The organism is Streptomyces sp. NPDC005648 (genome assembly GCF_040605395.1).
Lineage (GTDB): Bacteria > Actinomycetota > Actinomycetes > Streptomycetales > Streptomycetaceae > Streptomyces.
Genome location: NZ_JBEXCS010000091.1, coordinates 1 through 19,914, shown reverse-complemented (window position 1 = coordinate 19,914; position 19,914 = coordinate 1). Strand labels below are relative to the sequence as shown.

General features: G+C 71.2%; 15 protein-coding genes and 1 pseudogene. 7 read left to right on the top strand and 9 right to left on the bottom strand.

The features are described 5' to 3' along the window. Positions 1-257: 257 nt before the first annotated feature. The 3 genes from ABZT17_RS36130 (at position 258) to ABZT17_RS36120 (ending at position 3,002) form a co-directional block, all read left to right on the top strand. Entirely contained in the window at positions 258-1,055 is a 798-nt protein-coding gene (locus ABZT17_RS36130) for a DUF2071 domain-containing protein (protein ID WP_356355477.1), read from the top strand. 183 nt (positions 1,056-1,238) lie between these two features. Beyond that, a complete protein-coding gene (locus ABZT17_RS36125) occupies positions 1,239-2,186 on the top strand; it encodes an MIP/aquaporin family protein (RefSeq protein WP_356355476.1) in 948 nt (315 codons plus the stop codon). 147 nt (positions 2,187-2,333) lie between these two features. Then, positions 2,334-3,002, top strand: coding sequence for a helix-turn-helix domain-containing protein (locus ABZT17_RS36120; RefSeq protein WP_356355474.1), 669 nt, complete (start codon positions 2,334-2,336; stop codon positions 3,000-3,002). 33 nt (positions 3,003-3,035) lie between these two features. On the opposite strand, the gene ABZT17_RS36115 is transcribed toward ABZT17_RS36120, so the two are convergent. The 4 genes from ABZT17_RS36115 to ABZT17_RS36100 form a co-directional block, all read right to left on the bottom strand. Beyond that, on the bottom strand, positions 3,036-3,704 hold the full coding sequence (locus ABZT17_RS36115; RefSeq protein ID WP_356355472.1) for a Type 1 glutamine amidotransferase-like domain-containing protein: 669 nt from the start codon (positions 3,702-3,704) through the stop codon (positions 3,036-3,038). 78 nt (positions 3,705-3,782) lie between these two features. Further along, a complete protein-coding gene (locus ABZT17_RS36110; protein WP_356355470.1) occupies positions 3,783-4,253 on the bottom strand; it encodes a glycosyltransferase family A protein in 471 nt (156 codons plus the stop codon). Positions 4,254-4,279: 26 nt separating this feature from the next. Next, positions 4,280-4,669 carry a hypothetical protein gene (locus ABZT17_RS36105; protein ID WP_356355468.1) on the bottom strand — a complete coding sequence of 130 codons (390 nt, stop codon included), beginning with the start codon at positions 4,667-4,669 and terminating at the stop codon, positions 4,280-4,282. Between the two features lie 238 nt (positions 4,670-4,907). Beyond that, a complete protein-coding gene (locus ABZT17_RS36100) occupies positions 4,908-6,068 on the bottom strand; it encodes a magnesium and cobalt transport protein CorA (protein WP_356355467.1) in 1,161 nt (386 codons plus the stop codon). Between the two features lie 707 nt (positions 6,069-6,775). On the opposite strand from ABZT17_RS36100, the pseudogene ABZT17_RS36095 reads away from it, so the two are divergent. Continuing rightward, a pseudogene (locus tag ABZT17_RS36095) lies at positions 6,776-7,930 on the top strand (winged helix DNA-binding domain-containing protein); the annotation flags it as partial. 293 nt (positions 7,931-8,223) lie between these two features. Here the strand turns inward: ABZT17_RS36095 and ABZT17_RS36090 are convergent. The 3 genes from ABZT17_RS36090 to ABZT17_RS36080 all read right to left on the bottom strand — a co-directional run bounded on the left by ABZT17_RS36090 (position 8,224) and on the right by ABZT17_RS36080 (position 13,018). Then, complete coding sequence (locus ABZT17_RS36090; protein ID WP_356355465.1) at positions 8,224-9,015, bottom strand: serine protease; 792 nt, start codon at positions 9,013-9,015, stop codon at positions 8,224-8,226. 205 nt (positions 9,016-9,220) lie between these two features. Next, positions 9,221-12,028, bottom strand: coding sequence for an AAA family ATPase (locus ABZT17_RS36085; protein ID WP_356355463.1), 2,808 nt, complete (start codon positions 12,026-12,028; stop codon positions 9,221-9,223). Positions 12,029-12,184: 156 nt separating this feature from the next. Continuing rightward, a complete protein-coding gene (locus ABZT17_RS36080) occupies positions 12,185-13,018 on the bottom strand; it encodes a LuxR C-terminal-related transcriptional regulator (protein WP_356355461.1) in 834 nt (277 codons plus the stop codon). Positions 13,019-13,198: 180 nt separating this feature from the next. On the opposite strand from ABZT17_RS36080, the gene ABZT17_RS36075 reads away from it, so the two are divergent. Beyond that, on the top strand, positions 13,199-14,872 hold the full coding sequence (locus ABZT17_RS36075) for an AMP-binding protein (RefSeq protein WP_356355460.1): 1,674 nt from the start codon (positions 13,199-13,201) through the stop codon (positions 14,870-14,872). Next, on the top strand, positions 14,869-16,455 hold the full coding sequence (locus ABZT17_RS36070) for an AMP-binding protein (protein ID WP_356355458.1): 1,587 nt from the start codon (positions 14,869-14,871) through the stop codon (positions 16,453-16,455). Before ABZT17_RS36075 ends, ABZT17_RS36070 begins: the two co-directional genes overlap by 4 nt. Before the next feature lie 30 nt (positions 16,456-16,485). On the opposite strand, the gene ABZT17_RS36065 is transcribed toward ABZT17_RS36070, so the two are convergent. Next, positions 16,486-17,361: a hypothetical protein gene (locus ABZT17_RS36065; RefSeq protein WP_356355456.1), complete on the bottom strand. Its 876-nt coding sequence runs from the start codon at positions 17,359-17,361 to the stop codon at positions 16,486-16,488. A 182-nt stretch (positions 17,362-17,543) separates the two neighbouring features. Between ABZT17_RS36065 and gcl the strand changes: the two genes are divergently transcribed. Continuing rightward, the gene (gene gcl / locus ABZT17_RS36060) at positions 17,544-19,328 is read left to right on the top strand and encodes a glyoxylate carboligase (protein ID WP_356355454.1); all 1,785 of its coding nucleotides are present in this window, start codon (positions 17,544-17,546) and stop codon (positions 19,326-19,328) included. A gap of 250 nt (positions 19,329-19,578) precedes the next feature. On the opposite strand, the gene ABZT17_RS36055 is transcribed toward gcl, so the two are convergent. Beyond that, positions 19,579-19,818, bottom strand: coding sequence for a hypothetical protein (locus ABZT17_RS36055; RefSeq protein ID WP_356355452.1), 240 nt, complete (start codon positions 19,816-19,818; stop codon positions 19,579-19,581). Between the last annotated feature and the right edge of the window lie 96 nt (positions 19,819-19,914).

Sequence of the window (19,914 nt, the reverse complement as noted above, 5' to 3'; positions counted from 1 at the left end):
GGCGCGCGGGGCGAACGTGATCGTGAAGACGATCACCAGGACGGACATCAGGTACGGGGTGCAGCGCACCGGCGGCCTCCTCGGCGGGCCGGCGTCCGCCCAGGGCAGGGTGGCGGGCCAAGAGGGCAAGAGGCCAACAGGCCGACGGACAGCGCCTGTGCCGTGAACGGCGCGGCCAGGAGCCGGGCCGCAGATCATGGCGATCCCTTTGCCCCCGGGGTCGAGTCGGGTGACGGGGCGGCTGTGATACTGGCGTGATGCCGCCGACCGTGCCGCCGCAGCCGCAGCCCCCGGTACCCGCCGAGCCCATCACGGCCGACGCGCCCGGAGTCATACGGCGCGCCCTGCTCACCCAGTCCTGGCTCGATCTCGCCTTCCTCCACTGGGCCGCCGACCCGGCCGACGTGGCACCGCTCCTGCCGCCCGGGACCGTGCCCGACACCCTGGACGGCGTCACCTACATCGGCCTGGTGGCGTTCCGGATGCACCGGGTGGGCTGGCTGCACCTCCCCGGCGTGCCGTATCTCGGCACCTTCCCCGAAACCAACGTGCGCCTCTACTCGGTGGACGCCAACGGGCGCCGCGGCGTCGTGTTCCGCTCGCTCGACGCCTCCCGGCTGATCCCGGTCGCGGTGGGGCGGATCGGTTTCCGCATTCCGTACATCTGGGCCCGTATGGAGATCGAGAGGCGGGCCGACGCGGACGGGGAAACCGTCACCTACAGCAGTGTCCGCCGCTGGCCCGGCCCCCGCGGCGCGCACAGCCGTATCACCGTCCGGGTCGGCGAACGCATCGCGGAACCAACGGAGTTGGAGCACTTCCTCACCGCGCGCTGGGGCATGCACAGCGCCTTCTTCGGCCGTCAGATGTATCTGCCCAACGCCCATCCGCGCTGGCCCCTGCACCGGGCCGAACTCCTCGAGTGCGACGAGGAGCTGGTGGTCGCGGCCGGGCTCCCCGAGCCGGTGGGGGACCCGGTGAGCGTCCTGTACTCACCCGGCGTCCCGGTCCGCTTCGGCCGCCCCGCCCGCCCGGCGGGCATTCCGACCCCTTAGCCGTACGACATGCCGTGGCCGGCGTCCTTGAGCGAGCCGCTTATGTCCGATTTCCGCCAGACCCGCACCCGGACGACCAGGCCGGCCATCTCCCCATCTGGATGGGGTGCCACGAATGATGCGCTTGATGCGTCCGCGGCGGACGATGGAGGTGCTGAGCGGACTCATTCCTAGGGGGCCGACATGGCTGTGGAAATCCCTCCCCTGGTGAAACCCTCCAGGCTCAGGCGCCGCGGAGGGCTCTGGGGTGAATGCATCGCAGAGTTCCTGGGGACCTTCGTCCTCATCTCTTTCGGCTGCGGTGTCGTGGCGATGGCGGTCGCGGCACTGCCCGGATCCGGCCGTACGTCCGGACCCACGACGATCTTCGTCGGGGTGGGCGACTGGCTCCTGATCACCTGGGGCTGGGCCATGGCGGTCGTCTTCGGCGTGTACGTCGCGGGCGGCGTCAGCGGGGCCCACATCAACCCCGCCGTGACCCTGGCGATGGCGGTGCGCCGCAAGTTCCCGTGGGTCAAGGTCCTGCCGTACTGGGCGTCCCAGCTGATCGGGGCGTTCGCGGGCGCCGCGCTGGTCTTCGCCGTCTACCACGACGCGATCAACACCTTCGACCATGTGGCGAAGGGCCCGAAGACGAACGGCCACACGCTCGCGACGTTCTCCATCTTCGCCACCTTCCCCGCGCCGTACTTCCACGGCGGGATCTGGGGCCCGCTGATCGACCAGATCGTCGGTACCGCTTTCCTGGTGATGCTGGTCGTCGCACTGATCGACCTGCGCAACACGGCGGTGAAGGCGAACCTCGCCCCACTGCTGGTCGGCTTCGCGGTCGCCGCCATCGGCATGTCCTTCGGCGCGAACGCCGGCTACGCCATCAATCCCGCCCGCGACCTCGGACCGCGCCTGTTCACCTGGGCGGCGGGCTGGCAGGACCTGGCGATGCCCGGCACCCTATCGGGTGCCTTCAGCAACTACTTCTGGATACCCATCGTCGGGCCGCTGGTCGGCGGCGTGATCGGGGTCCTGGTGTACGACCTGTTCATCGGCGACGTCCTGTACATCCGGGCCCAGGAGGGCGAGCTGCCGGAGCCCGGCCGGACCCGTCCGGTGACCACGGCGGACGAGGAGTGACCCTTTCCGGGCGGCCGACCCCGGCCGCCCGGAGCCCGGTTCCGATCAGTGCTCGGACGGCGTGACGGCATCCCATGCCAGAATGGGGCGCCGACCGTTCCGCTCCACCGCGCCCTCGCGCCGCTCCGACCCATCGAGGTTCTCTTCGTGTCCAAGCCCGTCGCCCGCGAGCCGCAGCGACGCAACTCGCGTTCCAACCGGGCACGCATCCTGGCCACCGCCCGGCGCGAACTGGGCGGGAACCCCGAGATCACCCTCGAGGAGCTGGCCCGCGCCTCCGGTGTCGTACGGCGGACGCTGTTCGGGCACTTCCCCGGACGCGCGGCGCTGCTGGAGGCGCTCGCGGACGAGGCCGCCGAGAGCCTGCGGGGCGCGATCGCGGCAGGGGAGGAGCCCGAGGAGTCCGCCGACCGTGCCCTCGTCCGCTTCCTGCTCTCCATCTGGCCCGTCGGCGACCGCTACCGCATGCTCCTCGCCCTGGCCCGGCACGACCTGGGCACCGAACGCGTCGCCGAGATCCTGGCGCCGGCCCGTGACCGCGTCACCGCCGTCCTGGACCGTGGTCAGGCGGACGGGCTCTTCCACACCCACCTGCCGCCCGCCGTCCTCAGCGCCGGCCTCGAAGCGATGACGGTCGCCCTCCTGGAGGAGGTCAACACCGGCGCCCTGGAGGACGACGGTACCCGCGTCGCCGTAGCCACCCTCATCGCGGCCGGTGTGCCGGAGAAGCGGGCGTGCGCGGCCGTGGACGAGGTCGCTCAGTCCGGGCCCGAACCCGGACCCGGATCCGGACCCCGTTCCGAGACGACTGCGTAGGAGCGGGGCCCGTAACCCACCCCACCCGTCGCGTCACGGATGGAAGCGCCAACTGCCCTCGGAGACGACGGTCGTCTTGTCGTCCTGGACGCGGACGGCCGTCTCGTCGTCGATGAAGTAGATCGGGAAGTCCGCGCGCGCGACGATGCGATCGGCCCAGGCGTCGTCCCGCTCGGGGAAGTGCGGCGAGTGGAGATGGGGCTTGAGGTACCAGTCGAAGAGGCCGAACGGCGGCTGCACGGTCGTCGCGCCGAGCGCGTGCAGGTCCGCGGTGTCCCCGATGACGTCCGCAGAGTGTTCGGTGAGATTCCGACTGAAGATCATCGATCCCGCGCTGACTCCCACGTAGACCCGGCTTTCCAGCGCCGCCAGGAATCCGTCGGCCAGGTCGTTGCCGGTGATGCTGCGCGCCAGGTGGTAGTGATTGCCACCCTCCACATAGATCACATCGGCGTGGAGCAACCGGTCGAGCACCATCCGCCGGGGCAGGCCGTTCAGCTCCAGGACGTCGAACTCCCGCCAGCCGAGGCCGTGCAGCCGGCTCATGTCCTCGACGAGCCATCCGTGGTCCCCGGCCTCGGCGACCGACGCCGTCGGTACGAACACGACGTTCGCCGCCTCGAACGGCTTTCCCAGCATGTCCCGCAGTGCCTCCCGCAGTGTCTCGTTGCGCAGGCCGCTCGCGGTCAACAGAAGATCCATCGGGTGAGCCAACCACGGCTGACAGGCGCGCGCAACGAGCCCGCGATCACCCCTCGGAGCCAGTCCCGCCGTGCCCTGTCACGGCGCCGTCACACGAACTGGGGTGCGACGGTCCGGTTCGCCAGACGCCGGACGAACACGGAGTCCTCCCCGTCGGGGAGGTCGGGGAAGGGCGAGCGCAACCACAGTTTCCCGCCGGTAGCAGAGGCTCTGGCCCGCGAACCAGCGGTGGAGCCGGGGTGGCCATGTGAAGCGCCAGGCCCGGCCCCCGACGGGTCGTGGTAGAGCAGGCTCGTCATGCCGCACAGATCGGCCCGCCCCGACTCCAGTTAGAGCGCCCGAGGCCATCTCGCAGGCGAGATTGCGGGCCGTGCCCACCGTCATGCGTTCGGTGACCCGGTGGTACCGGACGGACGGCAGCCGCGGTACGAGGTCCTCGACGTCGTCCGTTCCGTTGTCGATGACCACGAGCTCTATGGCGGGCTGTTCCTGGCGGAGGAAGTAGGCGATCGCACGCGGTACGAACCGGCGCCGGTCGCGGGTCGGCATGATGCAACTCACCAGCGGCGGCGCTGTCATCGGCCGGTTTCCGTCCGGATCGGCAGTGGACAGGACGCGCCGGTGCGGCGGTACTCCCGACGCACCGCCGCGACGACGTCCTCGTCCCTGACGGCCGTGCCGCTGTCCAGAGCGCGCAGCACGGCGTGCAGCGCGGCGTTGCGGATCTGGCCGCCGGTCAGATCACACCGGCGTGCGATGTCGGACAGTACGGCCGGGCCGACCTGGTGGCCGCCGGGCAGGTGAGCCGACCACAGCCGTCGGCGCAGCTCGGCGTCGGGCGGGACGAAGTCGACGGTCACGTCCATGCGGCGCAGGAACGCCGAAGCGGGCGGTCTCCCGTTGCGGATCAGCACGCCGACGGCGTCCGGCACGGTGTTCGAAGGGCTGGGGGTCGAGCATCGCATCCGCCTGTCCGACAACCCGTGGCGTTACAACGACGCGGACAACCTGATCGTCACCGACGCGCCGCAGAACGAACGGTACCTGGAAGCCCTTCGGCGCCACGGTTTCGTGTGGCCGACCGATCCCACCGAGGACTTCGTGATCCGCAACGATCTCAACGACCAGCAGCGCAGCTTCCAGCCGGGGCCCCGCGAACCGGACGAGGACCAGGGTTCGTTCAGGCCCTCGTCGACCGGTTGCTCAGAGCCAGTCCCGCCGTTTGAAGATGATGTACAGGCTGGTGCACACGGCCGCCATCAGGGCGATCGCGAAGGGGTAGCCGAGCAGCCAGTGCAGCTCCGGCATGTGCGTGAAGTTCATGCCGTAGATGGTCCCGACGAGCGTCGGAGCGAAGAGAATCGCCGCCCACGACGAGATCCGTTTGATCTCCTCGTTCTGTTCGAAGCCCGCCTCCGCCAACGCCCGCATCTCCGCGTTCTGTTGCTGGGTGACCAGGGTCGCGTTGACGGTGAGGATCTCGGTGAGGGCCTGACGGAAGCCGTCGACGCGCTCGCTGGTGTGGGTGACGTGGTCGGCGACGTCCCGGAGGTAGCGCTGGAGCTCCTCGTCGGTCTCGTACTTGGCGAAGCCGGCCATCAGGCTGTGCAGCATGCCGACCAGGGGGCGGGTGGCGCGCTGGAACTCGACCATCTCGCGGGAGAGTTCGTAGATACGGCGGGAGACCTCCGGGTCGCCGCGGAAGACCTCCGTCTCGATCTCGTCGATGTCGTTCTGGACGCCGGCGACGACCGGGGCGTAGCCGTCGACCACCGCGTCGAGGATGGCGTAGAGCACGGCCTCGGGGCCGAGTGCCAGCAGTTCCGGTGACTCCTCCATACGGCGGCGGACCGCGGAGAGGTCGGGGGCGGCGCCGTGGCGGACGGTGATCACGAAGTCGGGGCCGACGAAGACATGCAGCTCGCCGAAGTCGACCTCCTCGGGGGCGTCGAGGTAGCGGGCCGCGCGCAGGACGACGAAGAGCGTGTCGCCGTAGCGCTCCAGCTTCGGGCGCTGGTGGGCCTCCATCGCGTCCTCGACCGACAGCGGGTGGAGGTCGAACTCCTCTGCCAGGGAGAGGAGTTCGCCCTCCGTCGGTCGCGCGAGGCCGATCCAGGCCATACCGTCCGGCTCCTCGCGCAGCTCGCGGTAGGTGTCGGCGAGGGTGGCGGGGGAGGAGACACGGACGCCGTCCCGGTACAGCGCCGCCTGGACTACGCTCGCCACCTCCGACGGCTCTGCCGGGGCGGGGGCGGCCGGTGGGGAAGCGGTGTCGGCCGAGGGCGGCTGCGGGGTCGTCAGGGCGCGGCGCAGAACGGACTTCACCGAGTTCCTCGGCGCCGGACGGGCGGGTCGCTCGGACATGCGGCTGCCTCCCGGATCGAGCCTGTGGCTGCGTGATCCCGGGCAGGATATACGGGGCAAACGAGACCGGGGTGGCGGCCGGAGCCGGGATTCGGTGAGAGTTGCGGACAGCGGCTGACCGCGAGGGCGGTTAGCGTGCGGGACATGACGAAGGAGACGGGATTCCGTGGGGCGGGTGGGGCAGGTGGGTCTGGTGGGGCAAGCGGGGTGAGGGTGATGAGCTTCCGTGGGCAGGCCGCGACGACCGGGACCGACTTTCGGGGCGAGGGCGCGATGACGGTGGCGGTCTCTCAAGGCCACGGCAGGGCAGAAAGCGCGGCTCGTGGAGGCGACGAATGACCGGGACGAGCGGCCCACGTGGGCAGCGCGGCGCCCCGGCCTCCGGCGCCCCCGTCGACGGCTCCGGCAGGCAGCGCAGCACCCCTGCCTCCGGCGCCCCCGTTTCCGGCGCCCGTGGGGAGCGCGGCACCTCTGCGTCCGGCGCCCCCGTTTCCGGCGCCCGTGGGGAGCGCGGCACCTCTGCGTCCGGCGCCCCCGTTTCCGGCGCCCGTGGGGAGCGCGGCACCCCTGCCTCCGGCGCCCCCGCTTCCGGCGCCCGTGGGGAGCGCGGCACCTCTGCGTCCGGGGCCCCCGTTTCCGGCGCCCGTGGGGAGCGCGGCGCCCCTGCGTCCGGCGCCCCCGTCGGCGGGCGCCGGGCTTCCGCTGCCTCTGCCCCCGTACTCGATCGCCGCGCTCTCAACCGCGCCACTCTCGACCGGCAGCTGCTCCTTCGCCGGGCCCCGCTCTCCGTCGAGGCCGCCGTCGAGCATCTCCTCGGGCTTCAGGCGCAGAACGTCAAGCCGCCGTACTACGCGCTCGCCGCTCGTCTCGACGGCTTCGTGCCCGAGCGGCTCTCCGCGCCGATGGCGGACCGAACGACGGTGCGGATCGTCACCATGCGGTCGACCATCCACACCCACACCGCCGCCGACGCCCGCACCCTCCGCCCCCTGGTCCAGCCGGCCCGCGATCGCGAACTCACCAACTTCCGCAAGGGACTTGCCGGCGTCGACCTCGGCCGCCTCGCCGTCCTCGCCCGCGATCTCGTCGAGGCCGAGCCCCGCACCATGAAGGAACTGCGCGAGGCCCTCGCCGTCGAATGGCCCGACGCCGACCCCCAGGCCCTCGGGATCGCCGCCCGCTGCACACTGCCCCTCGTCCAGGTCACCCCACGCGGCCTGTGGGGCCGCAGCGGCCAGGTCGCCCTGACGACACTGGACCACTGGCTCGACGGCCACCCCGCAGCCCGCCCGACCCCGCCGACCACTCCCACCCCCAGTTCCAGTCCTTCCGCCGCCGCCCCCGCCCCCGCCCCTGCCCCCGCCCCTGACTCCACCGTCCTCCGCTACCTCGCCGCCTTCGGCCCCGCCTCGGTCAAGGACATGCAGACCTGGGCCGGACTCACCCGCCTCCGGGACGCGTTCGAGCGGCTTCGGCCCCGGCTGCTCACCTTCCGGGACGAGAACGGCACCGAGCTCTTCGACCTTCCCGACGCTCCCCGCCCCGGCCCCGACACACCCGCCCCACCCCGTTTCCTCCCCGAGTTCGACAACCTGCTCCTCTCCCACGCCGACCGCACCCGCGTCGTGCCGCCCGAGTACTGGGGTCGCAACTGGGTCGGAAACATGGCCTACTGCACCCTCCTCGTCGACGGCTTCCTCGCCGGGGTGTGGAAACTGCGCGAGGACGGACTCGTCATCGAACCCTTCGGAAGACTCACCAGGGCCCAGCGGGAGGACGTGACCGCGCAGGGGGAGCGGATGCTGGCGGACATGCATCCGGGAGCCTCGTACGACATCCGTTTCGGCAGCGTGATCCGGTAGCCGTTTCCGACGCCGGCCGTGAGCCGGCAGCCCGTGAACGGGTGGTTCGCGGGTCGCCCCCCCCGTCCCCCGTCCCCCTCTAGAGTCGAGTTCATGGAACTCCGGCAGATCAGCTACTTCGTCGCCGCCGCCGAGCGCCTGCACATCGCTGGGCGCACGGAAACCGCGTACGAAACACCGAAACACCGCGCACGGAAACACACGCATGGAAAGGGGGCGCTGCGGGCTGCTCGTGGTAGCCCGCAACGCCCCCTTGTCTCTCACCTGAGGGATACTCAGGAGACCTTCTGGGGCTAGGAGTTGACCTGCGCGGTCACCAGGCTGGAGAAGGTGGTCAGCCGGGTGTAGACACCCGGGTAACCGGCTTCCGCGCAGCCTTCGCCCCAAGAAGTGATCCCTGCCAGGACGCCCCCGATGAGCAGGGGACCGCCGCTGTCGCCCTGGCAGGTGTCTGTGCCGCCGGAGGTGTATCCGGCGCAAACCATGTCGGACTTGACGTAGTCCGAACCGTAGGAGCTCGCACAGCTGGAGTCGGACACGATCGGGACGGTCGCGGTCCGCAGCTGGTTGGAGGAGCTGCCGTTCTCCGAGGTGGTGCCCCAGCCGAGGATGCGGGCCGTGGTGCCGGCCGCGTACACACCGGTCTGGGACGGGGAGACGTACGACGCCGGGGTGTACGACATCGACGTGGAGAGCGTGAGGACGGCGACGTCGTCGCCGTTGGTGGCGTCGGTGTAGTCGGGGTTGATCCAGATCTTGCTGACCCTGCTGACCGTGCCGTTGGTGCCGTTGAGGTAGGTGCGGCCGCCGATGACCCGGACGCTGCTGGTGGTCTCACCCACCATGCAGTGCGCGGCCGTCACGACTTTGGTGGCCGAGACGAGCGTGCCGCCGCAGAACTGGTTCTGCGAGGCGTCGGTAATCTGCATCATGAACGGGTACGCGGTCGTCGTGGTCGTCGTGCCGCCCACGACGGGTTGGGGGGCGGCCACAGCGGTGGGGGCGCTGAGCAGTGCGGTCGCTGCGGTGGCAGCGGTCGCCGCGACGACGGCGGCGGTTCTCCTTGCGCGGTCGATCCCGAACATGCGTCTCCTCGTGGGGATTGCCGGTGGGGGGTCGCGCGGGTGTGGGGGGTTGTGCACGGGGGTCGCGGGACCGACCCCCGTATGCCCGGGCGAGCGGCACGTTCATAAGCTAGAGCGCGGAAGTTCCCGTTCCCAATGAGGGAACCCCCTAGGGGAATGGGGCAGGGAAAACCCTCGGTCGTCGGCTAGTTAACCCGGACAAACCTCACTTTGTGCGACGCCCCGCCGCCAGTCGGACGATATCCACCCGAGAGCGGATGCCGAGCTTGCGGTAGACCCGTGTGAGGGTCGCCTCGACCGTCTTGACGCTGATGAACAGACGTGCCGCGATCTCGCGGTTGGTCGCGCCCTCCATGACGAGCGCGGCGACCTGACGCTCCATCGAGGCGAGGCCCTCCAGGCCCTCTGACGCGGGAGTGGGGGGATTCGGTTCCACCCGGCTCGCGGCGGTGGCCGCCTCGACCTGCCGCAGCCACGGCAGGGCCCGGCAGCGGCGGAAGAGCCGGGCGGCTTCGTCGTACGACGCCGGGCCCGGCCGCCCGGTGTGCAGCGCGGCCTGCGCGAAGGCGGCGCGGGCGGCCTCCAGTCCGTATCCCAGCTTGGCGAGGCGGTCCTGAGCCGACGTCAGCTGGGCGAGGGCCGCGTCGTGCTCGCCGTGCGCGGCCCGCACCAGCGCCTCGGCGCGGTCGAGTACGGCGAGCATGCTCTCGCGGCCCAGCCGCAGCGCGTGCGCGCGGGTCTCGTCGACGACCTGCTGGGCCTCGTCGAGTTCCCCGGTGCGTACGAGGGCCTCGGCGAGGTCGCCGTGCCAGCGGCCGCGGGCAGGATCGGTGATGCCGAAACCGTTCTCCAGCTCTCGTACGCGGCGCAGCGAGCCCGCCGCCCCCTCCGCGTCGCCCGCCACCAGCTGGGCGTGGCCGAGCGCGGTCAGGGCCCGGGAGATGTACATCTGGTCCCCGGCCCGCTCGGCGAGTTCCACCGCCTCCCGGCTCAGCTCCAGCGCCCGCTCCGGGGCCCCGCCGGCGGCCTCCGCGAGGGAGAGGAGCACCGCCGAGGCGATCTCGCCGATCCCGGAGTCCCGGGCGAGCCGCATGCTCTCGCGGGCGAGGTCGAGGGCGCGTCCGCAGTGCCCGGTGCGCAGTTCGGTCTCGGCGAGCAGACGCACGAAGTGCACCTCGCTCTCGACCATGCCCCGCCGACGCACCTCGCGGAGCAGCCCGCTGACGGTGGAGCGGGCCTCGGGGAGCTCGTCGCTCATGATCAGCCAGCGGTAGCGGGCCATGCCCGCGCCGTTGTGATGACAGGCCACCTGCGGGTCCTGAGGCTCCTTCAGCGCCCGCAGAATCGTCGTCGGGGAGTCCGGATGGCCCATCAGGGTCTCGGTCTGCGCCTGGAAGGAGAGCGCGAGGAGCTCGGTGCGCCGGTCACCGGCCTTCGCCGCGAGCTCCGCCGCGTGCGCGGCCTCCTCCCGGCCCTTGGCGAAGTCGCCCTCGACGACCAGGCCGCGCCAGGCCAGCTGGTAGTGGACCAGGGCGAGCAGCCTGGGGTCGTCGCCGGCGTCGGCGAGCACCTGCGGGTAGACGGTGTCGACCTCGCCGAGCGCCTGTCCGGCCGCCTCGATCACCACCATCCAGGCCCGCACCCGCTGACCCGGGTCGGTGGCCCGGGTCAGCACCTCACGTGCGATGTCCCGGGCGAGGTCCACCTCCCCGGCGGTGATCGCGTCCTCGGTGGCCTGCAGCCGCCGCTCGTCCGGACCGGGGTCGCCGTCGGCCGGTGTGTGGAGCGCGGCGAGCAGCCCGAGCGAGGCGGCGGCCGACGGCGCGCCGCGGTCGCGGGCAACGGCGGCGGCCTCGGACAGCCGGGCCGCGGTCTCCGGATCGGTGCCGGTGGTGGCCAGGGCGAGGTGGCGGGCCCGCTCGATCGGGTCGGAGGCGGCCGTGGACAGCGCGGCATGGGCGGCCCGCCGCTCCTGCGCGGGCGCCTCCGCGTAGAGGGCGGCCGAGATCAGCGGGTGTGCGAACCGTACGGCGGGACCCTCGGGGTCGGTGGCCAGCAGCCCGAGTTCGGCCGCCCGCGCGGTCTCCGCCTCGGCGTTCTCCCGGCCGGCCGCGTGCAGCAGGGCGAGGGTGGGGCGGGCGCCCGCGCTGGCGACGAGAAGGGTGCGGCGGGCCTCGTCGGACAGCGCCTCCAGGCGGTTGAGGACCAGGGCGCGCAGCGAGGTCGGCACGGGCAGGGGCTCGCCCGGCCTGGGCGGGGCGGGCATCTCGGCGAGGGCGCGGCCGAGTTCCAGGGCGAAGAGCGGGTTGCCCGCGCTGGTGCGGTGGATGTCGCGGACCGTGGAGCGGGGCAGACCGGTGTAGCCGCGGTCGTCGAGCAGTGCGGAGACCTGGGCGCGGGAGAGCGCGCCGAGCCGGACGGCGAGGGTGTCGGGCGGTGACGCGCGCAGGTGACGGTCGTACTCCTGGCCCTCCGTGCGCACGGCGCACAGCAGCTGGACGGGTGTGTCGCCGAGGCGGCGGGCGGCGAAGCCGAGGAGCTCGGCGCTCGCGGAGTCCAGCCACTGGAGGTCGTCGGCGACGACGAGCACGGGGCCCTTCGCGGCGAGGGCGCGCAGGGTGGAGAGCACGGCGAGGCGCAGGGCGAGCCCGTCCTGCTGCAGGGTGGACTCGCCGCGGCCGGTGAGCGCCGACTCCAGGGCCGTGCGCTGGGCCGTGGGCAGCAGGTCGGAGACCTCGTCGAGGACCAGACCGAGCAGGTCGGCCAGGGCCAGGAACGGAAGATGCGATTCGGACTCGGTCGCCGAGCAGCGCAACACGGTGTGGTCCGCTGTCCCATATTCGGATGCCAATGCCCGCAGGACGGTCGACTTTCCTATTCCGGCGGGGCCGTGGAGCAGCACACTGCCGCCGCGGGCGAGCTGCTCACGCGCCGCGCCGAACAGCTCCTCCCGGCCGATGACCTGGTCGGGGCGGCATCTGGCAGGCTCCTTGAAGTCCCGTCGCACGGTCACCGCTCCCCTCCGTGTGTCGTGTTCGAGCCAAATTCTAGGCAACGCTTCTTAGTAATTCGGACGGACCACGTGGTGAGGGACATAACAATGGCGCAGCAGAACCAAATTCAAAGCGCCGATGAATGAATAGCCGCTCGTCCAGCCGGTTACCGAGGGCTACGGCAGCAGCCCCGAGCGGCGCGCCGCGGCGACCGCCTCACCCCGGGTGTGCGCACCCAGTTTCCGCATCGCGGAGCGCAGATAGCTCTTGACCGTCTCCGGCCGCAGCGCCAGCCGCTCGGAGGCGGCGGCGTTCGTCGCACCGGCCGCGAGACAGGCCAGGACGTCCAGCTCGCGGGGCGTCAGCCGGGCCGCGGCCGGGGGAGTCGAGGGGGTCAGCAGCCGGCACGCGTCGAGCAGCTCCGCCCGCAGCGCCGGGTCGGCGATCCGCGGGGCCAGCGCCCGCAGCGCCGCGTGCGCCTCCCGCACCTGCTCCCAGGCGGCGCCCGCCGCCTCCCGCGCCGGCTCGGAGCGGGCGATCTCCGTCAGCAGCCCGCGCACCTCGTCCTGCACCACCAGCGCCTGCTCGACGTCCCGGGCGGCCTCCATCGCCGCGTCCAGCGTGCGGTCGCCCAGCGGCTGGGGAGTGCGCAGGGCGCCGTAGAGGACACCGCGCACCCGGCGTCGTACCACCACCGGGACCGCGAGGATCGAGTGCAGGCCCTCCCTCGCGACCGGGATGTCGTACTCGTGGCTGATCTGCCGCGACGAGGTGTAGTCCGTCACGGCGCACGGGCGGGCGAACGCGACCGCCCGGCCGCCGAGGCCGTTGCCGGAGGTCACCGGGAGTCCGCTGAGCGCGGAGGTCGTGTTGCCGTTCAGTTCGCTGATGCGCACATGCTGCCGCCCCGGCTCCACCAGTCCGCCGAAGGCGACCGGCAGCCCGGTCGCGCGCCGCAGCCGCACCAGCGCACCGCGAATCTCCACGGCTGTGGCCGTGTCTGCTGTCACCTGCTCGCCCTTTCCCGCAGTGTGGACCCTGTCCCGGGGCCCGTTTCCCACGACGCACCCCCGTTCGGGGGTAGTGAGACCTGCATCACGGATTACACGATGGCAGAGAGCCGCACGGCAATGGTCCGGTACCGCGGAGTGAGCCGGAGGCGAAGGACCGAGGAAGCGTGGAGGACGACGATGACTACGGCTACGGAAGGTTTCCGGAGCGCGCGGGACTTCCTGCTGGAGCACCGCGAGGACTACGCGAAGGCGTACGAGGGATTCGGCTGGCCCCGGCCCGAGCGCTTCAACTGGGCGCTCGACTGGTTCGACGTCGTCGCCGACGGCAATGACCGGACCGCTCTGCACATCGTCGAGGAGGACGGCACCGAGGTCCGGGTCTCCTTCGCCGAGATGTCCGAGCGCTCGGACCGCGTGGCGAACTGGCTGAAGGACCGCGGCGTGCGCGCCGAGGAGCGCATCCTCGTCATGCTCGGCAACCAGGTCGAGCTGTGGGAGACCGCCCTGGCCGCGATGAAGCTGCGCGCGGTCGTCATCCCGGCCACCCCGCTGCTCGGCCCCGCCGACCTGCGGGACCGGGTCGAGCGCGGGCGAGTCAGGCATGTGGTCGTACGGGCCGAGGACACCGCCAAGTTCGACGACGTGCCCGGCGCCTACACCCGGATCTCCGTCGGCGGTCTGCCGGAGGAGGGCTGGGAGCCGTACGAGGACGCGTACGCCGCCCCCGCCGAGTTCCTCCCGGACGGCCCCACCCTCGCCGACGACCCGCTGATGCTGTACTTCACCTCGGGTACGACGGCCCGCCCCAAGCTGGTCGAGCACACCCACACCTCGTACCCGATCGGGCATCTGGCGACGATGTACTGGGTCGGCCTCAAACCCGGCGACGTGCACCTGAACATCTCCTCGCCCGGCTGGGCCAAGCACGCCTGGTCCAACCTCTTCGCCCCGTGGAACGCCGAGGCAACCGTTTTCATCCACAACTACACGCGCTTCGACGCGGGCCGGCTGATGGCCGAGATGGACCGGGCCGGTGTCACCACCTTCTGCGCCCCGCCCACCGTGTGGCGCATGCTCATCCAGGCCGATCTGACCCAGCTGCGCAACAAGCCGCGCGAGGCGGTGGCCGCCGGGGAGCCGCTCAACCCCGAGGTCATCGAGCAGGTGCGGCGCGCCTGGGGCGTGACCGTCCGGGACGGTTTCGGGCAGACGGAGACGGCGGTGCAGATCGCCAACAGCCCGGGCCAGCGCCTGAAGACCGGCTCGATGGGACGGCCGAGCCCGGGCTACGCGGTCGAGCTCCTGGACCCGGTGACCGGTGCGCCCGGCGCCACCGAGGGCGAGATCGCCCTCGACCTGTCCGCCCGTCCCGTCGGTCTGATGACCGGCTACCACGGCGACCCGGACCGTACGGCGGAGGCGATGGCGGGCGGTTACTACCGCACCGGCGACATCGGCTCGCGCGACGAGGACGGTTACATCACCTATGTCGGCCGCGCGGACGACGTCTTCAAGGCGAGCGACTACAAGATCTCCCCGTTCGAGCTGGAGAGCGCCCTGCTGGAGCACGAGGCGGTGGCCGAGGCGGCCGTCGTCCCCGCCCCGGACGAGCTGCGGCTGGCCGTGCCCAAGGCGTACATCGTGCTGGCCGAGGGCTGGCAGCCGGGCGCCGACACCGCCAAGGTGCTCTTCGAGCACTCGCGTGAGGTCCTCGCCCCCTACAAGCGCATCCGCCGTCTGGAGTTCGGCGCCCTGCCCAAGACCGTCTCCGGCAAGATCCGCCGCATCGAGCTGCGGGAGGCCACGGCGGCCGGCTCGGACGCCGAGTACCGCGAGGAGGACTTCCGATGACGGGGCTGTCGTACACCCACGGGACCGGCACCACGCCCCTGCTCGGCGACACGATCGGCGCCAACCTCGACCGGGCCGTCGCCGCCTGGCCGGAGCGCGAGGCGCTGGTCGACGTGCCGTCCGGGCGGCGCTGGACGTACGCCCGGTTCGCCGCCGACGTCGACGAGCTGGCGTACGCGCTGCTCGCGAGCGGGGTGGCCAAGGGCGACCGGGTGGGCATCTGGGCGGTCAACTGCCCCGAGTGGGTGCTGGTCCAGTACGCCACCGCCCGCATCGGCGCGATCATGGTGAACATCAACCCGGCGTACCGGACGCACGAGGTGGAGTACGTCCTGCGCCAGGCCGGAATCTCCCTGCTGTTCGCGTCGCTCAGCCACAAGTCCAGCGACTACCGGGCGATGATCGAGCAAGTGCGCGGAAAGTGCCCGGAGTTGAGGGAGGCCGTCTACATCGGCGACCCGAGCTGGGACGCGCTGATCGCCCGCGGGACCCCGGCGCCGTACCCGGAGCTGTCCTGCGACGACCCGATCAACATCCAGTACACCTCGGGCACCACGGGCTTCCCCAAGGGGGCGACCCTCTCCCACCACAACATCCTCAACAACGGTTACTTCGTCGGGGAGATGATCGCCTACGGCGAGCAGGACCGGATCTGCATCCCGGTCCCCTTCTACCACTGCTTCGGCATGGTCATGGGCAACCTGGCGGCCACCTCGCACGGCGCCTGCATGGTCATCCCGGCCCCGTCCTTCGAACCGAGGGCCACCCTCGAAGCGGTCCAGCAGGAGCGCTGCACCTCGCTGTACGGCGTACCGACCATGTTCATCGCGGAGTTGAACCTCCCCGACTTCGCGACGTACGACCTCACCTCGCTGCGGACCGGCATCATGGCGGGCTCGCCCTGCCCGGTGGAGGTGATGAAGCGGGTCGTCGCCGAGATGAACATGTCCGAGGTGTCGATCTGCTACGGCATGACGGAGACCTCGCCGGTCTCCACCCAGACCCGCCGCGAGGACGACCTGGAACACCGCACCGGCACGGTCGGCCGCGTCCTGCCGCACATCGAGGTCAAGGTCGTCGACCCGGCCACCGGCGTCACCCAGCCCCGGGGAGTCGCGGGCGAGTTGTGCACCCGTGGATACAGCGTGATGCTCGGTTACTGGAACGAGCCCGGGAAGACCGCGGAGGCCGTCGACCCCGGCCGCTGGATGCACACCGGCGACCTCGCCCTGATGCGGGACGACGGCTATGTCGAGATCGTCGGCCGTATCAAGGACATGATCATCCGGGGCGGCGAGAACATCTACCCCCGCGAGATCGAGGAGTTCCTCTACGGCCATCCGAAGATCCAGGACGTCCAGGTGGTGGGCGTCCCGGACGAGCGGTACGGCGAGGAGGTCCTGGCCTGTGTGATCCCGCGGGACCCGGTCGACCCGCCCACCCTGGAGGAGGTGCGGGCCTTCTGCCAGGGACGGCTCGCGCACTACAAGGTGCCCAGCAGGCTGAGCATCCTGGAGGCCTTCCCGATGACGGTGTCGGGGAAGGTGCGGAAGATTGAGCTGAGGGAGAAGTACGGGGTCTGAGACAGGCGTCGTACCGGACGCCGCCGGGGTTCACGCCCCGGCGGCGTCCATCTCGTCGGCCACACCGTTCACCGGCTGGGGCGTCCCCGTCAGATCCAGGACGAACAACGGCACGCCCAGGTCGTCCGCCCGGGCGCGGGCGTCGCCCGCGTACCCGGCGAGCGAGAAGTAGACGCATCCGGCCGACTCCGTCATGGCCGTCAGCCACAGGCACTCCACGTCCCGCACCGAGGCCGGCCGCACGGTCGGATCGACCTGCGCCAAAAGCCCACGGGCCGCGATACCGATACCGGACGGCGGTCGCTGATCGGCGCGGCGGATGTCCTTGTAACCGAGCCAGCGCAGATAGATCGCGGCGGCGGTGACCGCGTCACGGGCCGTGCGGATGGTGACGGGCTGGAAGCGGGGGCGATGCCGGTCGGGACGCTCCGGGGCCGGGGCCGACCCGGTGCCGACGTCCGGCAGTCCGGCGCCCGTCGGGCCGGGCAGGCCGACGTCCGTCAGCCCGGCGCCCGTGGCACCGGCGTCCCTCACCTCGGCGCCCGTCACCTCGGTGCCCGTCACGGCGGCGTCCCCCGCAGCGGTGTCCCTCGCGCCGGTGTCTCCCGCATCGGTGTCTCCCACATCTGCGTCTCCCGCTTCGGCGTCCCGCGCCACCGGTACCCGCAGCACCGTTCCGCAGGGGCACCCCAGTTCCGGGTGCGGCCACTCGCCCCGGCGCCCGCAGGCGCCGCAGCGCACGGTGATCCAGTCCTCTTCCCAGACGGCGTGGGTGACGGCCGTCGCGGTCGCGCGGTGGTCCAGCGGCGGGACGACGGGGGCCCCGCACGCGCACGGATACGACGGCGCCGTGTAGAGGTGCTCGCGCCGGCAGGCCGGGCAGCGCACCCGGACGCTCTCGGACATGGCCCTCATCGTGCACCTGTTGACCCCCGCTTGTCCCTCTCTTGACTGCCTTCCCCCACCCACTTACATTGCTTCCAGATAGCAGAAAATAATTTCCGCAATGTGGAATAAACGCAGACGGACGAACTCTCCGCGGGGCGCGACGGGAGTGCGCATTCCGACAGCCGAGGCAGGAGAACTCGATGGCACGTATGACCGCTGCCCGCGCGGCAGTTGAGATCCTCAGGCGCGAGGGCGTCAGCGACGCGTTCGGTGTGCCCGGCGCGGCGATCAACCCCTTCTACGCGGCGCTCAAGGCCTCCGGCGGCATCCGTCACACCCTCGCCCGCCATGTGGAGGGCGCCTCGCACATGGCCGAGGGGTACACCCGCACCCGCGCGGGCAACATCGGTGTCTGCATAGGGACTTCCGGTCCCGCCGGCACCGACATGATCACCGGCCTGTACTCCGCCATCGGCGACTCCGTCCCGATCCTGTGCATCACGGGCCAGGCCCCGACCGCGGTGATCCACAAGGAGGACTTCCAGGCCGTCGACATCGCCTCCATCGCGAAGCCGGTCACCAAGATGGCCGTGACCGTCCTGGAGGCCGCCCAGGTTCCCGGCGTCTTCCAGCAGGCCTTTCATCTCATGCGCTCCGGGCGTCCGGGCCCGGTCCTGATCGACCTGCCGATCGACGTCCAGCTCACCGAGATCGAGTTCGATCCCGAGACGTACGAGCCGCTCCAGGCCTACAAGCCGGCCGCGACCCGTGCCCAGATCGAGAAGGCGATCGGGCTGCTGAACGAGTCCGAGCGGCCGCTGATCGTCGCCGGCGGCGGGGTCATCAACGCCGACGCGGCCGAACTCCTCGTCGAGTTCGCCGAGTTGACGGGCGTCCCGGTCGTCCCGACCCTGATGGGCTGGGGCCTGCTCCCCGACGACCACGAGCTGAACGCCGGCATGGTCGGCCTGCAGACCTCGCACCGCTACGGCAACGCGACCTTCCTGGAGTCGGACTTCGTCCTCGGCATCGGAAACCGCTGGGCCAACCGCCACACCGGCAGGCTGGACGTCTACACGGCGGGCCGCAGGTTCGTCCACGTCGACATCGAGCCGACCCAGATCGGCAGGATCTTCGCACCCGACTACGGCATCGCGTCCGACGCCAAGGTCGCTCTGGAGCTGTTCGTCGAGGTGGCAAGGGAGTTGCGGGCCGAGGGCCGGCTCCCCGACCGTTCGGCGTGGGCGGCCTCGGCGCAGGAGAGGAAGGCGACCCTCCAGCGCCGTACGCACTTCGACGACATCCCGATCAAGCCGCAGCGTGTCTACGAGGAGATGAACAAGGCGTTCGGCCCCGAGACCCGGTATGTCTCGACGATCGGGCTCTCGCAGATCGCCGGCGCCCAGATGCTGCACGTCTTCAGGCCCCGCCACTGGATCAACTGCGGCCAGGCGGGCCCGCTGGGCTGGACCGTCCCGGCCGCGTTGGGCGTGGCCAAGGCCGACCCGGAGGCACAGGTCGTCGCCCTGTCCGGCGACTACGACTTCCAGTTCATGATCGAGGAGCTGGCGGTCGGGGCGCAGCACCGGATCCCGTACGTCCATGTCCTGGTGAACAACGCCTATCTGGGCCTGATCCGCCAGGCGCAGCGGGCGTTCGACATCGACTTCCAGGTCAAGCTGGAGTTCGAGAACGTCAACTCGCCCGAGCTGGGCGTCTACGGCGTCGACCACGTCAAGGTCGCCGAGGGCCTGGGCTGCAAGGCGATCCGGGTGACGGACCCGGCGGAGCTGGGCGCGGCCCTGGAGCAGGCGAAGAAGCTCGCGCAGGAGTACCGGGTCCCGGTCGTCGTCGAGGCGATCCTGGAGCGCGTCACCAACATCTCCATGTCGACCACCAACGACATCGGCAGTGTCGTGGAGTTCGAGGAGATCGCGACCGAGCCGGGGCACGCGCCGACGTCGATCAGGACGCTGGAGGTCTGAGCGGAGTCCGACGCCGCCGGCAGCCAAAGGGGCGGTCCGACCATCTGGTCGGACCGCCCCTTTGGCGTGCCCGGCTCCCAGGAGCCGTCCCCCGTTCCCCCGGTCGCGTGGCCCGCCGCCCCCGTGCCGGCGGGCCTCGCGTGACGAGAATGTGCCCACGCCCGGGGTCGGTTGAAGCCTCTTGAACCATGTTCAGAGCAGGATTTGAGGTTTGCGTAGACGTCCTACGTCTCCAGGTGTACGCGCGTAGTCAGGTCTCCTCATGGTGTTCGGAGAGTCCCGGCCATTCGTCGGGGCCGCCTCCCTGCCACTCGATGAGGTCGCTTCCCCCGACATCGGTGACGTACAGGTCGGCCAGCCGCAGGATCTCGCCCACGTCGTCGACGTGCGTCGCGATCCCCAGCGTCTCCTCGCCCTCCGTGACCCGCCGTGAGCCGTCCAGGGCCGGCGGGTGCACCACGATGTGCGGATGTTCCCTCGGATGTGCCATGCCTTCAGCGTCCTGCGCGCGGGGCCGGTCCGCACCCCCGTGAACGCCGAGCGGCGCCGGCGACCGAGCTGGAAGTGAATCCGAACACGGTCGCCT

Excerpts from the sequence above, each read along its gene's own strand:
- ABZT17_RS36090 (WP_356355465.1), bottom strand. The coding sequence starts at position 9,015 with ATGTTCGGGATCGACCGCGCAAGGAGAACCGCCGCCGTCGTCGCGGCG.
- ABZT17_RS36130 (WP_356355477.1), top strand. The coding sequence starts at position 258 with ATGCCGCCGACCGTGCCGCCGCAGCCGCAGCCCCCGGTACCCGCCGAG.
- ABZT17_RS36055 (WP_356355452.1), bottom strand. The coding sequence starts at position 19,818 with ATGGCACATCCGAGGGAACATCCGCACATCGTGGTGCACCCGCCGGCC.
- ABZT17_RS36105 (WP_356355468.1), bottom strand. The coding sequence starts at position 4,669 with ATGCGATGCTCGACCCCCAGCCCTTCGAACACCGTGCCGGACGCCGTC.
- ABZT17_RS36065 (WP_356355456.1), bottom strand. The coding sequence starts at position 17,361 with ATGTCCGAGAGCGTCCGGGTGCGCTGCCCGGCCTGCCGGCGCGAGCAC.
- ABZT17_RS36110 (WP_356355470.1), bottom strand. The coding sequence starts at position 4,253 with ATGCCGACCCGCGACCGGCGCCGGTTCGTACCGCGTGCGATCGCCTAC.
- ABZT17_RS36070 (WP_356355458.1), top strand. The coding sequence starts at position 14,869 with ATGACGGGGCTGTCGTACACCCACGGGACCGGCACCACGCCCCTGCTC.
- ABZT17_RS36100 (WP_356355467.1), bottom strand. The coding sequence starts at position 6,068 with ATGTCCGAGCGACCCGCCCGTCCGGCGCCGAGGAACTCGGTGAAGTCC.
- ABZT17_RS36125 (WP_356355476.1), top strand. The coding sequence starts at position 1,239 with ATGGCTGTGGAAATCCCTCCCCTGGTGAAACCCTCCAGGCTCAGGCGC.
- ABZT17_RS36075 (WP_356355460.1), top strand. The coding sequence starts at position 13,199 with ATGACTACGGCTACGGAAGGTTTCCGGAGCGCGCGGGACTTCCTGCTG.
- ABZT17_RS36115 (WP_356355472.1), bottom strand. The coding sequence starts at position 3,704 with ATGGATCTTCTGTTGACCGCGAGCGGCCTGCGCAACGAGACACTGCGG.
- gcl (WP_356355454.1), top strand. The coding sequence starts at position 17,544 with ATGGCACGTATGACCGCTGCCCGCGCGGCAGTTGAGATCCTCAGGCGC.